This window comes from Chitinophaga sp. LS1, assembly GCF_034274695.1.
Taxonomy (GTDB): Bacteria; Bacteroidota; Bacteroidia; order Chitinophagales; family Chitinophagaceae; genus Chitinophaga.
In genome coordinates, this window is record NZ_CP128362.1 from 485691 (window position 1) to 500715 (window position 15025).

Annotated in this window: 18 protein-coding genes; 5 read left to right on the top strand and 13 right to left on the bottom strand. The window is 41.3% G+C overall.

The features are described 5' to 3' along the window. The first annotated feature begins 58 nt into the window (after positions 1-58). Positions 59-880, top strand: a complete 822-nt coding sequence (locus QQL36_RS02040) for a hypothetical protein (protein ID WP_321568710.1) — start codon at positions 59-61, stop codon at positions 878-880. Between the two features lie 188 nt (positions 881-1068). On the opposite strand, the gene QQL36_RS02045 is transcribed toward QQL36_RS02040, so the two are convergent. Continuing rightward, entirely contained in the window at positions 1069-1227 is a 159-nt protein-coding gene (locus tag QQL36_RS02045; RefSeq protein ID WP_321568711.1) for a hypothetical protein, read from the bottom strand. Positions 1228-1749: 522 nt separating this feature from the next. Between QQL36_RS02045 and QQL36_RS02050 the strand changes: the two genes are divergently transcribed. Next, on the top strand, positions 1750-1950 hold the full coding sequence (locus QQL36_RS02050; protein ID WP_321568712.1) for a hypothetical protein: 201 nt from the start codon (positions 1750-1752) through the stop codon (positions 1948-1950). Between the two features lie 16 nt (positions 1951-1966). Beyond that, a complete protein-coding gene (locus QQL36_RS02055; protein ID WP_321568713.1) occupies positions 1967-3499 on the top strand; it encodes a hypothetical protein in 1533 nt (510 codons plus the stop codon). 34 nt (positions 3500-3533) lie between these two features. Here the strand turns inward: QQL36_RS02055 and QQL36_RS02060 are convergent, their stop codons facing one another. From QQL36_RS02060 to QQL36_RS02070, 3 genes are read right to left on the bottom strand one after another with little or no spacing between them, the layout of a single operon-like run. Further along, on the bottom strand, positions 3534-3758 hold the full coding sequence (locus tag QQL36_RS02060) for a DUF2188 domain-containing protein (RefSeq protein ID WP_321568714.1): 225 nt from the start codon (positions 3756-3758) through the stop codon (positions 3534-3536). Between the two features lie 44 nt (positions 3759-3802). Further along, the gene (locus QQL36_RS02065) at positions 3803-5182 is read right to left on the bottom strand and encodes a ThiF family adenylyltransferase (RefSeq protein WP_321568715.1); all 1380 of its coding nucleotides are present in this window, start codon (positions 5180-5182) and stop codon (positions 3803-3805) included. 4 nt (positions 5183-5186) lie between these two features. Then, a complete protein-coding gene (locus tag QQL36_RS02070; protein ID WP_321568716.1) occupies positions 5187-6329 on the bottom strand; it encodes an E2/UBC family protein in 1143 nt (380 codons plus the stop codon). 530 nt (positions 6330-6859) lie between these two features. Here QQL36_RS02070 and QQL36_RS02075 point away from each other — a divergent pair. Then, positions 6860-7231: a helix-turn-helix transcriptional regulator gene (locus tag QQL36_RS02075; protein ID WP_321568717.1), complete on the top strand. Its 372-nt coding sequence runs from the start codon at positions 6860-6862 to the stop codon at positions 7229-7231. Positions 7232-7235: 4 nt separating this feature from the next. After that, positions 7236-7760, top strand: a complete 525-nt coding sequence (locus QQL36_RS02080) for an ImmA/IrrE family metallo-endopeptidase (RefSeq protein ID WP_321568718.1) — start codon at positions 7236-7238, stop codon at positions 7758-7760. A 597-nt stretch (positions 7761-8357) separates the two neighbouring features. On the opposite strand, the gene QQL36_RS02085 is transcribed toward QQL36_RS02080, so the two are convergent. From QQL36_RS02085 to QQL36_RS02125, 9 genes are all read right to left on the bottom strand, one after another. Beyond that, on the bottom strand, positions 8358-8630 hold the full coding sequence (locus QQL36_RS02085) for a hypothetical protein (protein WP_321568719.1): 273 nt from the start codon (positions 8628-8630) through the stop codon (positions 8358-8360). Between the two features lie 112 nt (positions 8631-8742). Continuing rightward, the gene (locus QQL36_RS02090; protein ID WP_321568720.1) at positions 8743-9582 is read right to left on the bottom strand and encodes a DUF3560 domain-containing protein; all 840 of its coding nucleotides are present in this window, start codon (positions 9580-9582) and stop codon (positions 8743-8745) included. 31 nt (positions 9583-9613) lie between these two features. Then, positions 9614-9814, bottom strand: coding sequence for a hypothetical protein (locus QQL36_RS02095; protein WP_321568721.1), 201 nt, complete (start codon positions 9812-9814; stop codon positions 9614-9616). A 58-nt stretch (positions 9815-9872) separates the two neighbouring features. Next, complete coding sequence (locus QQL36_RS02100; RefSeq protein WP_321568722.1) at positions 9873-10931, bottom strand: DUF932 domain-containing protein; 1059 nt, start codon at positions 10929-10931, stop codon at positions 9873-9875. A gap of 54 nt (positions 10932-10985) precedes the next feature. After that, positions 10986-11207 (bottom strand): hypothetical protein, encoded by a 222-nt coding sequence (locus QQL36_RS02105; protein ID WP_321568723.1) that lies wholly within the window; start codon positions 11205-11207, stop codon positions 10986-10988. 397 nt (positions 11208-11604) lie between these two features. Beyond that, on the bottom strand, positions 11605-11910 hold the full coding sequence (locus tag QQL36_RS02110) for a hypothetical protein (protein ID WP_321568724.1): 306 nt from the start codon (positions 11908-11910) through the stop codon (positions 11605-11607). Positions 11911-12200: 290 nt separating this feature from the next. Continuing rightward, on the bottom strand, positions 12201-12695 hold the full coding sequence (locus tag QQL36_RS02115; RefSeq protein ID WP_321568725.1) for a hypothetical protein: 495 nt from the start codon (positions 12693-12695) through the stop codon (positions 12201-12203). A 354-nt stretch (positions 12696-13049) separates the two neighbouring features. Beyond that, positions 13050-14321, bottom strand: a complete 1272-nt coding sequence (locus tag QQL36_RS02120) for a hypothetical protein (protein WP_321568726.1) — start codon at positions 14319-14321, stop codon at positions 13050-13052. A gap of 24 nt (positions 14322-14345) precedes the next feature. Then, positions 14346-15005: a hypothetical protein gene (locus QQL36_RS02125; protein ID WP_321568727.1), complete on the bottom strand. Its 660-nt coding sequence runs from the start codon at positions 15003-15005 to the stop codon at positions 14346-14348. Between the last annotated feature and the right edge of the window lie 20 nt (positions 15006-15025).

Genomic DNA, 15025 nt, shown 5'->3' on the forward strand with positions numbered 1-15025 from the left:
TTATGGATCAGAGCACATCGCAAAGCTGGCAACAAACGAAAATTTAAACCTAAAGGACATGCTACGGCTTCTATTTGGTGTTGACGAAAACGATCCTGAATTCGAAAAAGCATTTCGGCAGCAAATTACATTCATAGTAGATGCTAAAATATTTGATCATTCAAAATTCAAAAAACTGGATTTCGGTGACGCATTGATTATCGCAGTTGCAGATAATGATGTAATCAATGATAAACGCACAGAATGCTTAGCTACACAAAACGCATTAAAAGGAATGGGGCTGTATTCTGACAGATTAAATGGCACACCTGGTGAAGAAACGACTATAGCATTAGCAACATTCAAACGAAATTACCATATTGATGAAAACGCTGAAATTGTTATCTACCCTGGGGAAAGCAAGCAAGTCAAATTCAAGAATGTCGAGGACTTTTTAACTCAGTATAAAAGAGAAGATGATGACTGCCAATCATCCGCTTCCCTATGTGTAAACACTGAAGGAGAAGCATCTTTTTCAGCTGAGTGCAAAGACTTGACGGTAGAATTTTCCACCTCGGGGGAAATTACCTTAACGACCAGTTATGAAGAGAAAACCTACTCTATCTCCTTAAATGATGTAAAAGACGCTGTAAAAAACGGGTGCATTACAAGTGGTACTGGTAATTTGGATTATAAAGGGTTTCTACAGATTATACGCTGTTTCCAAAAAAACTACAAAGGAGCCACAAGCGATTGCGAACAAGGATTTACAATCTGCGTGAATAGGAAAACCGGCGTATCTATCGAAATAAGCTGTAATGATGATAAATATAGCATAACCACCAGCGGGCAATTTTCCATGAGCGCAAAAAACGGAAGAGGCGTATCAGTCCAATTTTAAAACTTCACAGACGTTCTTTAAAACAGTACTACATTACCTAATCTTCACTATTTGAACTTCCGGCTCTCCGGTATCACCTTATTACGATCCGGGGCCTTGGCATTGTCATTCTGTGGAGCATCCTTGGGAATAAACCAACTGATCCAGCATGTCAGAAATATTAAAACACTTGGACACTACCACATGTATCACCTCTCCCTGGATTTGTAGCCTAGCCTACCCTGCACCAGTAACAACATGGATAACATAATTTCTCTTTTGTCACGACCAAAGACCTGGGGCCATACAATGAGGTTGGTAAACCCCTCTTCATCTTTAATGGTAATCCCCCCCCTTTGCGGTTTCATGCCGCTTTTTAACGGTTACCAGACCAGCTACCTTAATAACGGCTCCATTAGGCAGCCTTTTGTAAAGTTCACCATTTTCGTTTTGGATATAGCTCCGCTGGGGTGTTCCTTTGTTTAACACCATTTAAATAGAGATCAACACTGCCTCGTTGATAAGTAATTGGAAGACATTGCTTTGCTGCTCTTAATATTGGTTATAGTTGTACAAAATGAAAAGCAAAGCAGAATCAGGACTAAGGTTAACAGTTTTCCATAGTCATTAAAGATTTTGAGTGGGCAGACGTATACTGTGCGTCAGACTATTAAACCGCATTGAGGGGTATTCACATAGAAAATATGACACAAAAAATTGAAAATCAATATTTTTTACAAAACAAATGCATTAATCATCTTGGCATGGGAGTTGGACAATGGTTAGAAGATCACCTAAAAATAGTATTTGTTGAATTGCTTCTAAACATTACCTTTAAGTTAATGTTTACGTTAAAGGTAAATTATCCACTTTAAACTCAATTGAGACAAATGGATATAAAATTTTTCGCATGTGATAAGTTAAATCTGCACGACTTAAATAAGTTGTATGCCAGTTTAACCGCTTTCAATCTTTTAGAAGATAGCGACGAGGTCGCTGACTTAATTGCTGCAACGAAAAAAAAGCAGGAGGATACTTTAAAGGACAAAGAAATCGACCAGGAAACTTTGAAGATGGTCGTACAATTTTAGTTAAACCTCGTAATTAGTGGAAGTTTACTCATTTAGTGATATCAATCTAGTTGCAACTCTATCGAACTCTTACACTCCGGAAAATGTAATCCGCCAAAAAAGACATTTTACCTATCTATATAATTATTTAGGAGAGCAGGGATTGAATGCCAAAACTATTGTAGTTGAAGATGCCTATATAAGTAAGGATTACCTTCATGATTATGCATCCTATTACTCATTATGCTTTGAAAATTATCCTAAGTTCTGTAAAAGGGTTCATTTTTTCTCATCAGACTTCACACTAGAGCAATTCAAGGCAGCTGTACTACAAAATGATAACAGTTCCAATCATGCCCTATGGGATGGTTATCTTGGATTTGTAGTTGTAAAGCCGATTCCGGTTACTGTTATTGGATATACTATATTGAAGACATATAATTCCGGACAAGATCTTGAAGGAAGATATTTTTGGGGTACGAAGGAATACAAAGTACACCTTTATGGGAAGTTGTTGCGAGTCCGATCTCTGGCCTTTCAAGAACAGGATCATGTTCTTGCTGCATGTGCAACGACGTCTATTTGGACTATGTTAAACAAGGTTATTGAGGGAAGTCACCCTTTACTCCGTTCTCCGAGTCAGATAACTAAGGATGCCGATAAGACAGCACAAAATGGGAGTAGGCTATTTCCCAACAAAGGACTAAGTGTCCAGCAGATTTGTCAATCTATTCTGAATTCTGGGTTAGTCTCGGATGTTCAGGAAGGAAAACTAAAGGACGAGTATACTAATATCCGCCACTTTGGCAACTCTGAACTCAAGCAATTGCTACGCGCTTATTCTGGAATAGGAATTCCTATCATTTTAATTGCTCATGTTCCAAGCAATGGTTGGCGGATACATGCATTAACTGTATCAGGCTTTAAACAGTTCATTCCTGAAAGCACCGAAACTCAACCAGGTGATATAAGCTTATTGGCTGACCATATTGAGAAAATTTATGTTCATGATGATCAATGGGGGCCTTTTGTGCGAACTGAGTTCCTGCCAGATGACGGTATTAGTACGCCATGGACAGATAATGATAAATTGAATTCTAAAACCTATATAGGTACAGCAATCATCTCTGTATATCCAAAGATTCGTATTGCCTATCAGGATATAAAGGCTATAGTAATCGGATTGAATGTTTTGCTAAGTCGTTTCCATAAGGAAGCGAAAGTTAGTGTGACGTGGGATATAAGAATTCTCCTGAGTGAGGATCTTAAAAAAGAAGTGCGAACATCAGGTCTACCAGAGGATGAAAAACTATCTCTATTAACCACAAGCTTACCTAGATATATATGGGTAGCGAGCTGTACTCTTGGAAAAAACCGGCTTGTAGATTATGTTTTTGACGCGACAAACATCGCCGACGCTATGATCGGAATAAAAACGGTGTGCTATTTCCCTGAACTGAAGAAAGTACTTTTGCTGTGTCTTACGCAAAGCCGCCAAAAGCTTCCTGAAGTATTCAATCATCCGCTTGCGGAAAGATATGCGGACTTTTTTATTGAAAGTCTGCAATAAAAAGGTGTGTTCCTTTACGGAACACACCGAAAATTTAGCCTTTTGGAGGGAACGGATCATTTCCATAGCTATTAGAGCCACGGATCTGACCATTCGGGCGGTGGATAACCACCTCGGTTCTTTGGTTAATTGCTATTTCTTGGGCCCTGTCGATAGCCTGCTGCTGAGTAGAAACAATTGCAGTTGCTCTACTATTGCCCGCACCTACCACTGCCCAGTCATCCCCCCTGGGAACAACGTGTTGATTTTTTTTAGACATGTTTAAATGTTTTATAGTTAAAAATAGATAGCTAATTCGTAATACTAATCCCGCCCTAATTCGTCTATGCGTAAGAGCGGTTTAACATCCCCTATACCTACGTACTTATCAAAAAATTCACAACTCTTGTCTTTGTAATTTACTGTTGTAGTTTCTGAGGTTGCAAAAATTATCCTGATAGCATCAATCTCTGAATTAGGGATAATGCGGTAAGGATGAATACGAGCAAGGAAATCTTCAACAGCAGTGGCAGCAGCTTTCATATTGACAGTGATGACAGCAGGCGAGGACTCGCCTACGGCAGCAAGGTATTGGTTCCTGGCATAAGCTTCTGCGTTTTGTCTTTTGGTTGTCTCAGCCAGCAGCTTACCGACACTGTAAGCTCCGCGACTAAGGAGGCTACTTCCGCCAGGCTGGATATAATGCACAGTACCATAGATGCCTGAAATACCCCCAACTCCATCCGCGTCAAGGCGGACCCCCAAATCGAAATATGGAATAAGATAGCAACTTGAAATCAGGTTAAGAATGTGCCTTCCTTCTGCACCATCAACACAACCAAACAGGATGTCACAGTCTGCGAGGTCTTTCACGACATTAGCTTCGCTAATATGGGAAGGGTAAACGGTTATTGTGGTTTTAAACCCAACTTCCTCTATCTCACGTTTCATAACTGATGTCTTCAAGACTTTCATTTCTGCATCCGAATGAGTAGAACCAATTATTCTGTTGAGGTTCACAAAGTCGATAGTGTCCGGATCGACCAGTACAAAAGAACCAACGCCATATCTTTTAAGTTGTTCGATGACAATACTTCCCGTACCTGAACAACCGACTACTCCTATCTTCATTCGGCTCAACATCAGCATAGTTCCTTTGCCAAAAGCCTGTAAATTGCGGGCCTGTAACGCCTCGTTCAATCCTTCCACTGGCTGATAATGCCACTGATAAATATTAGCACCTGCAACGGATATTTGTTGAATACGCTGTTCGTTTAAATCTCTGTCAAAGGCGCGGCCGAAGATCCTGCCATCAGGCAACATGATACAACTGACGTGCGGAAGGTTTGTATCCAGCCATTGATGGATTCCGGAAAACAACTCTCTGTCTGACTTTGTATCAATATGCGAAAAAAATTCCCCGCCTCCAGGATGGCAATGAATCTTTAATATCGCATAATTATGCTTTTCAGCGACTTCCAGTAACGGTTTTAACATGTCCGTTGGCCAGTGAACATAATCCTCTTCACGTTGAAAGCATTTGTCATGTGGTATTGGGTGGATTTCTTTTAGACAAAGTGTATGTCCTTCAGAGGTAAAACTTCTTGAACACAGCCCTAATGCTACGGCTTCTTTGTTATCACCTGGATACAGGTGATTAACGAGGGCAGCGTGCTGCCCTCCTGTTAATCTTAACTTTATCATCTGGTCAGCGTTTTAATTCGTTACGTAACCAATTTTCAACGAGGATCAGGTGCGTTGCTATATTATCAACGCCTGGTAGCCATTCGTTTGGCTTTCTATGCCTCGACCATCTTTGGAATTGCAGTCCTTTGATGATCTCGGCAGAAATAGCATGAATCTGCCTTCCATCCTTGCGAACAAGTTGCGGATAAAAATAAGCCATGTCGATTTCGGTGGCGGGATATAATGGGGAAATTTTCAGCGCTACGGTCACCGTAGGTGCATTATACCCCTCAGGAACAGGAAAGTCATTGATTAATATGCATTTCTCACCATTATTAATCAAGCACTCCCATGGGAGCGCCTGATTATCTAAAAAGGTAACATCCTCTTCTGGAAGTATGAAGGGCTGGTCGTTACCACGTCCATCCTCCTGCTTTTTAGGCAGAATAAGGAAGCGTACCAGACACTGTTCAGTTAGGTCTACCTCTTCATTATATTCAACCTGCTTTTTTGTCGAATTACTGTAGGCTTTATAGATTTCGAACTCCTGGTATTCGCTGCGGCCTGTTTTAAGAATCAATTCTTTACCAGTAACGAACGGAGTTGTAAACGTATAGGAGCCTCCATGAATTGGCACTATGAAACTGTGAGTCGGTGGAACTGGCAGGCATTTCATACCGTATTCTTCGATATTCACCTGTTCCAACCATGGTTTTGTGATAAACTCAAGGCCACTGCAAACCATCTTGATTTCGGTCTCTGGTGTATATGCATATACAATGTCTGGCGCCTTCGGAATTACCTGAATCAGATATTCCTTATCAGGATTTTTCCCACCCAATTTCAGGATTTCAACCGGTGTCAGTGTCCTACTGTCGGTAGTTTCCAACTCTTTATTTAATGTGTAGCTAAAGACAGTAGCTTCTTTTACGATTAAGCGCTCCTTGCCTTCATAGCTAAGATCTATCATATCACCAGCCAAAATTGGATCAAAGTCGTTATGCTCCTTTACTATATATAAGGAATAGCATGACACCGGGAGAAATCCACCAGCAGTCAGGAACTCTTCACGTGACACGATTGCTTTATCAAACACTAACTCTTTATCGTTTGCGAATGCCTTATACTTTTTAGGCATTGCGGATTTCAAGGATTGTTCGTCCATTATTATAATAATTTAAAATAAAATAAATAAAACCAGGGTGCAATCAGCACCAATGCCGCTAACAGCGTTTTTGATGTGTCTTAATAACTGACGGCTTTACTTCTTATTTTTTATTATTACTGAATTCAAGGGGAAATCCGCTGTGAGGGCTTTGTAGATTGGAGAAAAACAGTATCTTTGTGTTCTCAATACCAAGATACACTGAGAGAAAAGCCCAACTTCTAAGTTGTCTTTCTCCAATCTTATTAAAGCCAAGCGGAATTTCCTCTTGGTTTTTTTTATGTCCTATCGGGTCGATCTGACTCAACAATACAAAAGTATACCAACCACTTTACACTTCCAAAAATATTTACAGATTTATTTCAACATTTTTATAAACAGGAATAAAAATCAGATAATGTAAAATATTACTAACATAATTTGCTTTTTAGTTTAATTGGTCGTAATTTTGCAATACATTCATAAAATGAGTTTAACCCTAAGTAATAAAATCCAATTTCCGTAATGTTTAATCACTAAATCATGAACTCATGACACCCCTTGATTCAAATGGCCTTTACACGCAGTTAGGTCAGCGCATAAGAAACGCACGGGAAAAAGTCGGTATGAGTCAGGAAGTTTTAGCCGAACAGCTAAGTTTAACAAGAGCGTCAATTGTCAATATCGAAAACGGCAAGCAGCGTCCCATGCTTCATACCCTCCTTTCTATCTGCGATATTCTAAAAACAAATCTGAAAGTACTGTTACCGGAGTATGTTTCTGAGAATGAAGAGTCTGAGATGGCACTTGTCGCAGCAGCTGCCCCACCAGTAGTTGATACTATTATTACACAAAACGACGAAGCAGTAGACGAGGATACCAAAGATGCGATTCTGAAATTCGTTGCACACCTAAAAAAATAATAAGATGACAAACGCTGCTATCAATTCAAAAGCGACTGAAATCATCTTACAATTTGGAAAGATGGAAGCTCCTATCAGGGTTGATGATATTGCCAGAGCGATGGGACTGAAAGTTGTTGCTTTTCCCCTCGAGGGTGACGTGTCAGGTCTGTTATTAATAGAAGCAGACGGCGCTACTATCGGTTATAACCAGAATGAAGCGAGAGTCAGAAGGCGTTATACAGTAGCACATGAGCTTGGACATTATTGCCTTGGGCATACCCAGGAAGGTACTCCGAGCGTTTTTGTCGATAAGGGGTACCGTGTCTATTTTCGGAGGCCAGGGCAAGACGAGCCAAGTGCTGCAAGAAGGGAACGCGAGGCTAATTATTTCGCAGCTTGTCTTTTAATGCCTGAACAGCTTTTGGTGCCTGAAGTAGATAAATTGGAATTCGATCCGGGCAACGAAGATGCTATCAAACATCTTGCAAAAATGTTTGATGTAAGCGCCACTGCTATGAGTTATAGAATTCAAAATTTGTACGCTTAACATTTGCGCCTCACTTAAGAAAAGTTATCTTCTAGTGGGCCTTTGAAATCCTAAGATTTCAGCACTGCATTCACGATTAACCAATTTAGCTAATTGATTCCTCGCTAACAGATCGAAAGATCAACTCATTCAGAAACGTTGACGGTCTATGATTGTCAACGTTTTTTACTTTCACCGCCTCCCCCATACCCATATTCCCTAAGTCCTGACAGATATTGCATTAGCTATTCAATTAAAACATTGGATGAAAGAAACTAAAATTTAGTTGGTGGAATTCCTTGGTCCAACAAGTGTAAAAAGCAGGCTGTAGAATCTTTGCCGCCCGGAAAAGCAACTATATTTATCTTAATCATAAAGACAACTATTCCCCTTATCGGCTATATGCTCCTTATGTGAACTGATGTTTTCAATTCTGGACATAGCTGTAATCATTTGTTCCCTGATTAAGGTTGTGATGAATAATGAATTTTGAAAAGAAAGGGGAAGAGCAAACGCCGTTTCTTTGTTACTTTCTTTGCGGATGTCAAAGAAAGTAACCCCGGCACCGCCGGGGTCACCAATACGCGGTATTCAAAAGACATCAAACAACGCTACCGGTTATTCGATTGTAATTTTATAGATTCCGCCGGGATCGATCCAATAGGAAAAACCGCCATTGTCACAAGTATTCGTTTCCTGAATTATCTTAAATACCAGGTTAGCCAAAGATTCCTGTGACACTTCCTTCGCGGCCTCGTCCGACATGCCGGGAATCCCTTTTCGCAAGGCCGTTTCATTGATAGCCTGTAATAAGAATTGCTTTTCGCTGGCGTGACATGCCTGATATATCTCATTCCAGCCCTCCGGCGTAATTGATATACTCCAAGCCATAAACAAGGTGCGCTCATTAGTGACCGGCAACGCTCCCGGTTTTAAAGTAAAAATTGTTGCTATGAGTATCTATTTACCGGCCCAAATGGGCCGGTAAATAGCTTTCCGTTATTCAATCCTGGTTGTCCGGCAATGTATTCGCCTGTTCATGCCCTTCCTGCTGTACTTGCATTTTTATAGCAATCTCACGCAAAGCAGATTTTGCGGCGTATATACCGGCATTATTTAAATGCCGCTGCCAGGCTATTTCTGAAGGTGCCCAGCGGAACCCGTAGTACCTTAAAACGGACCTGATTTGTTCTTCCGGTTTACCTGGGAATATCAATTGTACGCGGTTGGCTTCCACGTTTATTCTATATATGATGCCATTATGTTCTGATTCAGAGGATTCTATTTTTTCCACAGCCTCTAACTGTTCAATACGTGCCTTTAACCTCCTGATTTCAGCACCGTTATTTGCCAGTTTATAATGGGGATAACCTTTGCATTTAAAACAATCTGGCGTGTTTACAATAATCCATTTTTCTTCACTGGCTCCTGGCAGTTTTAAAAACGCTTCCTTATCATTTTTTTTGATGCACTTATTAACGGCTTTCATATAGGCTTGCAGGTCTTCACAGTCTTTCAATTTGGAACGCAGTTTATCCGTTGCCTGCGGGTCATCAGAAAAAATAGCGGTGTTACTTTCAATGACATTTGCTTTATCAGCGTAATAGGCAGCTTTTTCAGCTGCTTTGATAGACTGGCCGTGTAAATTGTGTATCCGGTCCAAATCGCGGCGGTGTCTTTTTTCTGAGTGATGCCCTACTAAAATAGGCTGGCCCATTGGAATAAACGATGAAATTTCATGGGCTGCATTAAACTGCTGATCTGATAGGCTTGTATTTTTTTCGGCCTGTCTGATAGCATATACAATGCGATTCTGTTTGCGCTGTTCAAAATTATGTTTCATAATGAGATTATTTTATGAGTAACCAAAATGTTTACAACGTCCAGGGTTCCCTGGATGCCGGATCTTTCGGCCAGGTATCAGTCCACCTGACGTATCTGACTTCTATATCAGGCGTACCGGGAAAATTTAATTCCTCCTTTTGTAATTCGAACTGCCTAATGATCTCGCCTTTGTCAGGCAAAGCAGTGTCTACCACCACCCTAACGATGACGTACAATGCATGATAAGCCATTTGATAAAGATTTAAATGAAATTGGATTAAACCGGGGGCATTGCCCCCGGTGATCGGATTAATTAAACTGTAATGCATCTGCGCCGTAATTTGCGAATGCCTCGCAAAGATCGAATGCCTTTTGCGCTTTCTTTTCTGCTGTACCTCCATATAAAATGGCGTTTACCTGGTCGGCAGCGCTATCATATTTGGAGACATTTTGGAAGTAGCCTGTAACCGCGTTATAAGCCCCAAATAATTTGCCTTTTGTAGAATTCAATTGTTGGGTGTCGCTAGCGAATGCATACGAAAATGCCTCACCTAATTGATTTTTAAAACGGGTGCTTACTTCTTCCCATTCTCCTTTTTTAATATTGGCGATTGTTTCCGGGTTAGGCGATAAGGCCAGGGTAATCAATTCCTTTACCTGCTGGTCTGTAATATTAATTTTAGCCCAGTGATTAAAAGTGTCAGAGATTGCCGGTATACATTTGTTTACCATCCCTATTACGCGGTGAGCCTCTTTTAACCTATCTTTTGCATTAGCAGTATGACGTATTTTAATTTTATTTGAACAATTGCGCAAAGCGGCGTTTAAGGTATTGTTACACACGATACGCACGGGAGTAAACCCGGCCACAATTGAGCCGCTGCCATCGTGGGACGTTGTAAGGAAAAGATAGTTTTCCATTGTGTCTATGCCTGCAACGGTAATATATGAAGGTAGTTTTGCGGTTATAAAAATACGCTCCCCCTTCCCCAATGCTCCGGCTGTTTCGTAGTAGATATTTTCAGGTCCTGCGATGCAATCAAAAAAGCTAAATGCGTCTATGTTCTGCACTACTTCATAACCACTTCCTACAACTCCGAGAGGTTGATTTGTATCGGTGCGAACAGTCGCGAAAAAGTCAGGAACTTTAATATCCGGTACAATTAATTCGTTTGGTTCTTCACCAATAGCATCATAAGTAATCAAGGGACGCTTAACTACATCAAAATTTAGTTGTGCAGCTGTTAGCACATCCGTACTATTTTGATACTTGTCTACTATCTGTCCTTTCCCGTGCCATGCTTTTTGACGTACTGAATAAAAAGCGTGTTTACCTGTGATCTGGTTAAAATTTATATTATCTGCCATAGGATAGCCGCTTATTTTTGAACTGGCGGCGGCATACGCCAGGATTACAAGTGATTAAATAAAAAGTGTGAGGTTGTTAGTGGAAACCTGGGGTTTCTGACGGGTGCCATGTTTGGCAGCCAAGCGATAGAGCATAACATTTTCGCTTAGGAACATGCCCCAGGCGTAGCATAATGCGCGGCTACGTGTTACGCGTGTTTCGATCTGGATAGCCCAGGATGTTGCCATAATCTTGGCAAAAGGCGGCGGCGTGTGCGTGTTTGCGTTGTGTTTCATTTTGCTTTTTTTTGCGTGATCATTTTTAAAAGAAAAAAGAGAAAAAGAAAGCATCGAAACATGGCACGGACAAGGGTAAGAAAGCAACCCTGGGTTAAAAAAAATACTACCTCATATATGAGGTCCGCCGCCAGGCGGACACCAAACTGTATGAGGTGGAGATTTTTTTTGCCTTCAGACTTGCTTTCTTACCCGCGTGCCATACTTTTGTTTTCTTTTTTCTCTTTCTTTTAAAAATGAATAGTGATCCCGTGGCGCAGGGCGCCACGGGACCAATGAAAAAAGCCGCCTCAAATGAGGCGGCAAAAGGGATCAATTACTATAATTTTTTAAGAAGCGCTTGCTATTTAGTAGATAACTGGTGTAATAAGTATACACCAGTTATCATTTCAATTAATCATCCATATACCCTAATATGTTCCTTATCGACGTAATCGACATTTCTTCTTCCCAGCACCTGTCCTGTCGATGGATGGAATATCCTTCCGCAGTACTTGCATAGAATTTTGTATTTTCTGCTATCGACAGAAGGATCAAAGAGGTTACCGAAGTTATCGCAAGGCCAAAATGAATCCCGCATAGCGTCTGGACCGCAAGGGCACTCCCAGTCATCTTCAAATTGAATTTTGGCGAATTCCGGATTGCCTTCTGCATCACGATACAGGTACTTAGGCTGCTTTTGTTTGCTTTTCTTGTTCTTCATATTTTTTTTCGAGGCATTTCCCACCTGCCGGTTCGAGACAAGGGATCGTGGAATAGCGGAACGCAGTGAGCATATGCCGCGAAAGCCCTTGTTGAGAACGGAAAGGCAGGTGGTACATTTGCGGAGAAAAAAATGATAGGCAAGAAAGCAAATAGGGTAGCTGTCGTTATCACAATGGCAAACCGCCCCCAAAATTGGAGGCGGCTTATGGGTTATTCCCGCAATAGTCCTATCGCTGACGGGTTGCGCTCCCGCATTGCCCGTTTCCTTTTCGGACTATAAGTTGAGCATCACTTTGCAGCACGGCCATAGCCTTTATTAGGCTTAAATAATCTGGAAGCTGGTTGTCGCTGATGCAATGCTGTAAGTTCCTTTTCGATCTGTTCATAAGCCATTAGCCTATAAGCCGTACCGGTTCCCAAATTAATAGATGGATAACTTATAAGATCTTGCCCGGATAACCTATTGTACTCTTCTGTTGCAATGCCGTGCAAGGACAGGTAAATACCTGGGGGCCGTTCACGCGACCAGCCAAAATAACTTTTTGTGATATTAATTACACCATCACTGTCATGAATTACAGCGTAATCCAACGACTTATTAAGCTGATGCTGAATGGCTAAAGCATCAACAAAGCAATAACTGGGGATATTATTTAAAGCAATAATTGCATCATTTATGTTGGTGAAAGGTTCTCTTGTAGAAAATGATTCAGGCAAACGGCTGTTTCCCATCCTCCACTGATCATATTTTAACCCTACGGTAGCAAGAAATAATGTTTCCATAGTCTATTAAATTTAAGTAAACGGCGAAACGAGCCTGGACGGAACATCGCTTTTATATTTGCTAAAACATTTCACATGCATTCATCTTCTGATTTAGAACTCATACAGTTTCCTGACACTGTCGCTGTTATATGCTTTTGCATGAGCAGGATTGTAAGTACTGAGCAGATGAAGTAACTATAATAGGCTTGTCCTGTATGAGATTAAAACGAGTTTCAGAGCTGCATGATGCATAGCGATCCAAACCCCGAACGGAGCGTCGCAACGGATGCCCAATGGGGCATTTAAAAGCTGACAATCCAAGGAAAAACAACGGGAACATTGATCCAAGTGTAGTTCCCGTTGCATTATGCTTTACATTGTCTTGCCATTCTTATTACCGTCTTCAGCAAAACGTCGGTTACGGCTAAACATTGACCGAATCTGCCCCAAAACACCCTGTTGCGTGGTTGCACTATTTGCGTGGGAAACGCCATTCGTTTCTGCACCTTCGGGTAGGCGAGCATTTGATGGCGGATTAATGGCAGGCATTTGATTCGCTTCAGCATTTCTCTGCTGCCGGTCATGGGAACTCAACACTTCTGGCCTGGATAGATTTTTCCTTTCCGGTGGAACTTTAAGAAAAGGAACCGGGCTAAGGACCTTACCGTCCATGTTGGAAATTTTCAGGCCATCAGGGGGATTAGCAGAAACTAATAAATCTGACGTACCGGATGCATTAGGATATTTAACTACCACTTCACTACCTTTTCGAATATGGTAGGCCAGTTTGTGTACATAGCTGGTTTCGTCCATATTGAGGAAGTTAAATTCCTTCAATTGTGATTCTACATTACGCAGACCACCTACGAACTCAATTGCCTTTATTCCATCAGGTTGGTCTTTGAGTTTTAGCCAGGTATCGAAGTTAGAGGATACTTTTTTTAGGTCCGGGCGATTTTTAAGGTTCTCACCTTCCACCAAATTGCCATCATTGTCAACATAGCTATATTGTTTCAATGTTTTGTACACAGCTCTATCTTCCAGCAAGTTGTACATTTCCAAGGTGGTAAGTTTATAGTAATCACTAAATTCAAAGGTCCTGTTGTGGTCTGCATCAATTTTAGCCTGCCTATCCAGCGAATTCTTATCCATCTGAATATCGACATCAGGATCGTATTTTACAATAAGGCGGTTAAAAATCTCCGGTTTTTCCTTCTGAACAATTAATAGATCCTGTTTAATCTCACCTTGATACGCTTCCAAAGCAATATTGTATTCATTTCTGTTTTCGGGTCCAACTAATTCCGGGTTAGGCGGGTTTGCCAGACGAGCTTCCAGGTCTGCTGTGTTAAGGTTGCCTATTTTCTCGTGATGTATTTCAATTTCTCTACTGACAGTAGTAACAGCCCTATTGTAGTAATACTTATCACCTACCAAATTAAAAATAGCCTCTACGGCAACAATAGTAGAAGTATCCTCGAAACCAGACATACCATAGGTTTTAATTTCCGGCTTTCCGGCTGCCATCTGTTCGGGCAGTGTATTTAAAACTGTTTCAGGCAGCTGCCTGATGCGGACAGTATCAGCTAATACTGCCAAATTCTGTTCAATATTGAAACCTGATTCATTCTGCACGTTGTCCATAACTCAAAAATTAAATTGTAAAAATTATTGTATTGTACGCATCCTACCGCTATGTGTTTTTATTTCCCGGTCGCGGTGAACTGATTTACGCAAAGGCGCTGCATCCATTTTGATTTCCGGTTCATTCCCCGGCGTGTCTGTGGCCGACGCTAATGACGCAGCGGCATTTACAGGTTTGTAAGTTGGCATAGAATCGGCATCTACAGGCGGGCCGCTATTGGTTTGTGCCGTGCCAGCTATTGACGCTTTGTCCGTCTTTAGTTCCGGAGAGACATATACGGCGGTAAGCGCCGCTCTGTCCGGATGTTGCTGCGCAATAGGCGCTTCATTCGGCTGCGGGGACATACTCAACATGGTCGAATCCTGCAAAAAAGCTGGATTTCCATTTAAAATGCGATCAACCGTTTTCCAGAACTTGTAATTCATCTTCTGAAAAAAGCCCTTTATACCGGGGAACAGGGCATCATCCATCTGCCTGATTTGTCCTTTGACGAAATGCAGGTCATCGTATTCACCCTCAGTCAGCCTTAATTTATTATGTTGTTTAACAATTCTCTTCCAAACCTGCAAACGCAGCAAATTGAATTCCCGATCTTGTAAAAGATCCGTCCCAAATTTCTGAAGGTACTTCGCCTGCTTGGCATCCCATCTGCTTACCGCTACTTCAACCCTGTTTTGCTCCATAACACACTATTTTAGGCCCG

What these genes read in the sequence shown, in the direction of transcription:
- QQL36_RS02040 (WP_321568710.1), top strand. Translation starts at nt 59, where the DNA reads ATGCTACGGCTTCTATTTGGTGTTGACGAAAACGATCCTGAATTCGAA.
- QQL36_RS02045 (WP_321568711.1), bottom strand. Translation starts at nt 1,227, where the DNA reads ATGAAACCGCAAAGGGGGGGGATTACCATTAAAGATGAAGAGGGGTTT.
- QQL36_RS02050 (WP_321568712.1), top strand. Translation starts at nt 1,750, where the DNA reads ATGGATATAAAATTTTTCGCATGTGATAAGTTAAATCTGCACGACTTA.
- QQL36_RS02060 (WP_321568714.1), bottom strand. Translation starts at nt 3,758, where the DNA reads ATGTCTAAAAAAAATCAACACGTTGTTCCCAGGGGGGATGACTGGGCA.
- QQL36_RS02065 (WP_321568715.1), bottom strand. Translation starts at nt 5,182, where the DNA reads ATGATAAAGTTAAGATTAACAGGAGGGCAGCACGCTGCCCTCGTTAAT.
- QQL36_RS02070 (WP_321568716.1), bottom strand. Translation starts at nt 6,329, where the DNA reads ATGGACGAACAATCCTTGAAATCCGCAATGCCTAAAAAGTATAAGGCA.
- QQL36_RS02075 (WP_321568717.1), top strand. Translation starts at nt 6,860, where the DNA reads ATGACACCCCTTGATTCAAATGGCCTTTACACGCAGTTAGGTCAGCGC.
- QQL36_RS02080 (WP_321568718.1), top strand. Translation starts at nt 7,236, where the DNA reads ATGACAAACGCTGCTATCAATTCAAAAGCGACTGAAATCATCTTACAA.
- QQL36_RS02085 (WP_321568719.1), bottom strand. Translation starts at nt 8,630, where the DNA reads ATGGCTTGGAGTATATCAATTACGCCGGAGGGCTGGAATGAGATATAT.
- QQL36_RS02090 (WP_321568720.1), bottom strand. Translation starts at nt 9,582, where the DNA reads ATGAAACATAATTTTGAACAGCGCAAACAGAATCGCATTGTATATGCT.
- QQL36_RS02095 (WP_321568721.1), bottom strand. Translation starts at nt 9,814, where the DNA reads ATGGCTTATCATGCATTGTACGTCATCGTTAGGGTGGTGGTAGACACT.
- QQL36_RS02100 (WP_321568722.1), bottom strand. Translation starts at nt 10,931, where the DNA reads ATGGCAGATAATATAAATTTTAACCAGATCACAGGTAAACACGCTTTT.
- QQL36_RS02105 (WP_321568723.1), bottom strand. Translation starts at nt 11,207, where the DNA reads ATGAAACACAACGCAAACACGCACACGCCGCCGCCTTTTGCCAAGATT.
- QQL36_RS02110 (WP_321568724.1), bottom strand. Translation starts at nt 11,910, where the DNA reads ATGAAGAACAAGAAAAGCAAACAAAAGCAGCCTAAGTACCTGTATCGT.
- QQL36_RS02115 (WP_321568725.1), bottom strand. Translation starts at nt 12,695, where the DNA reads ATGGAAACATTATTTCTTGCTACCGTAGGGTTAAAATATGATCAGTGG.
- QQL36_RS02120 (WP_321568726.1), bottom strand. Translation starts at nt 14,321, where the DNA reads ATGGACAACGTGCAGAATGAATCAGGTTTCAATATTGAACAGAATTTG.
- QQL36_RS02125 (WP_321568727.1), bottom strand. Translation starts at nt 15,005, where the DNA reads ATGGAGCAAAACAGGGTTGAAGTAGCGGTAAGCAGATGGGATGCCAAG.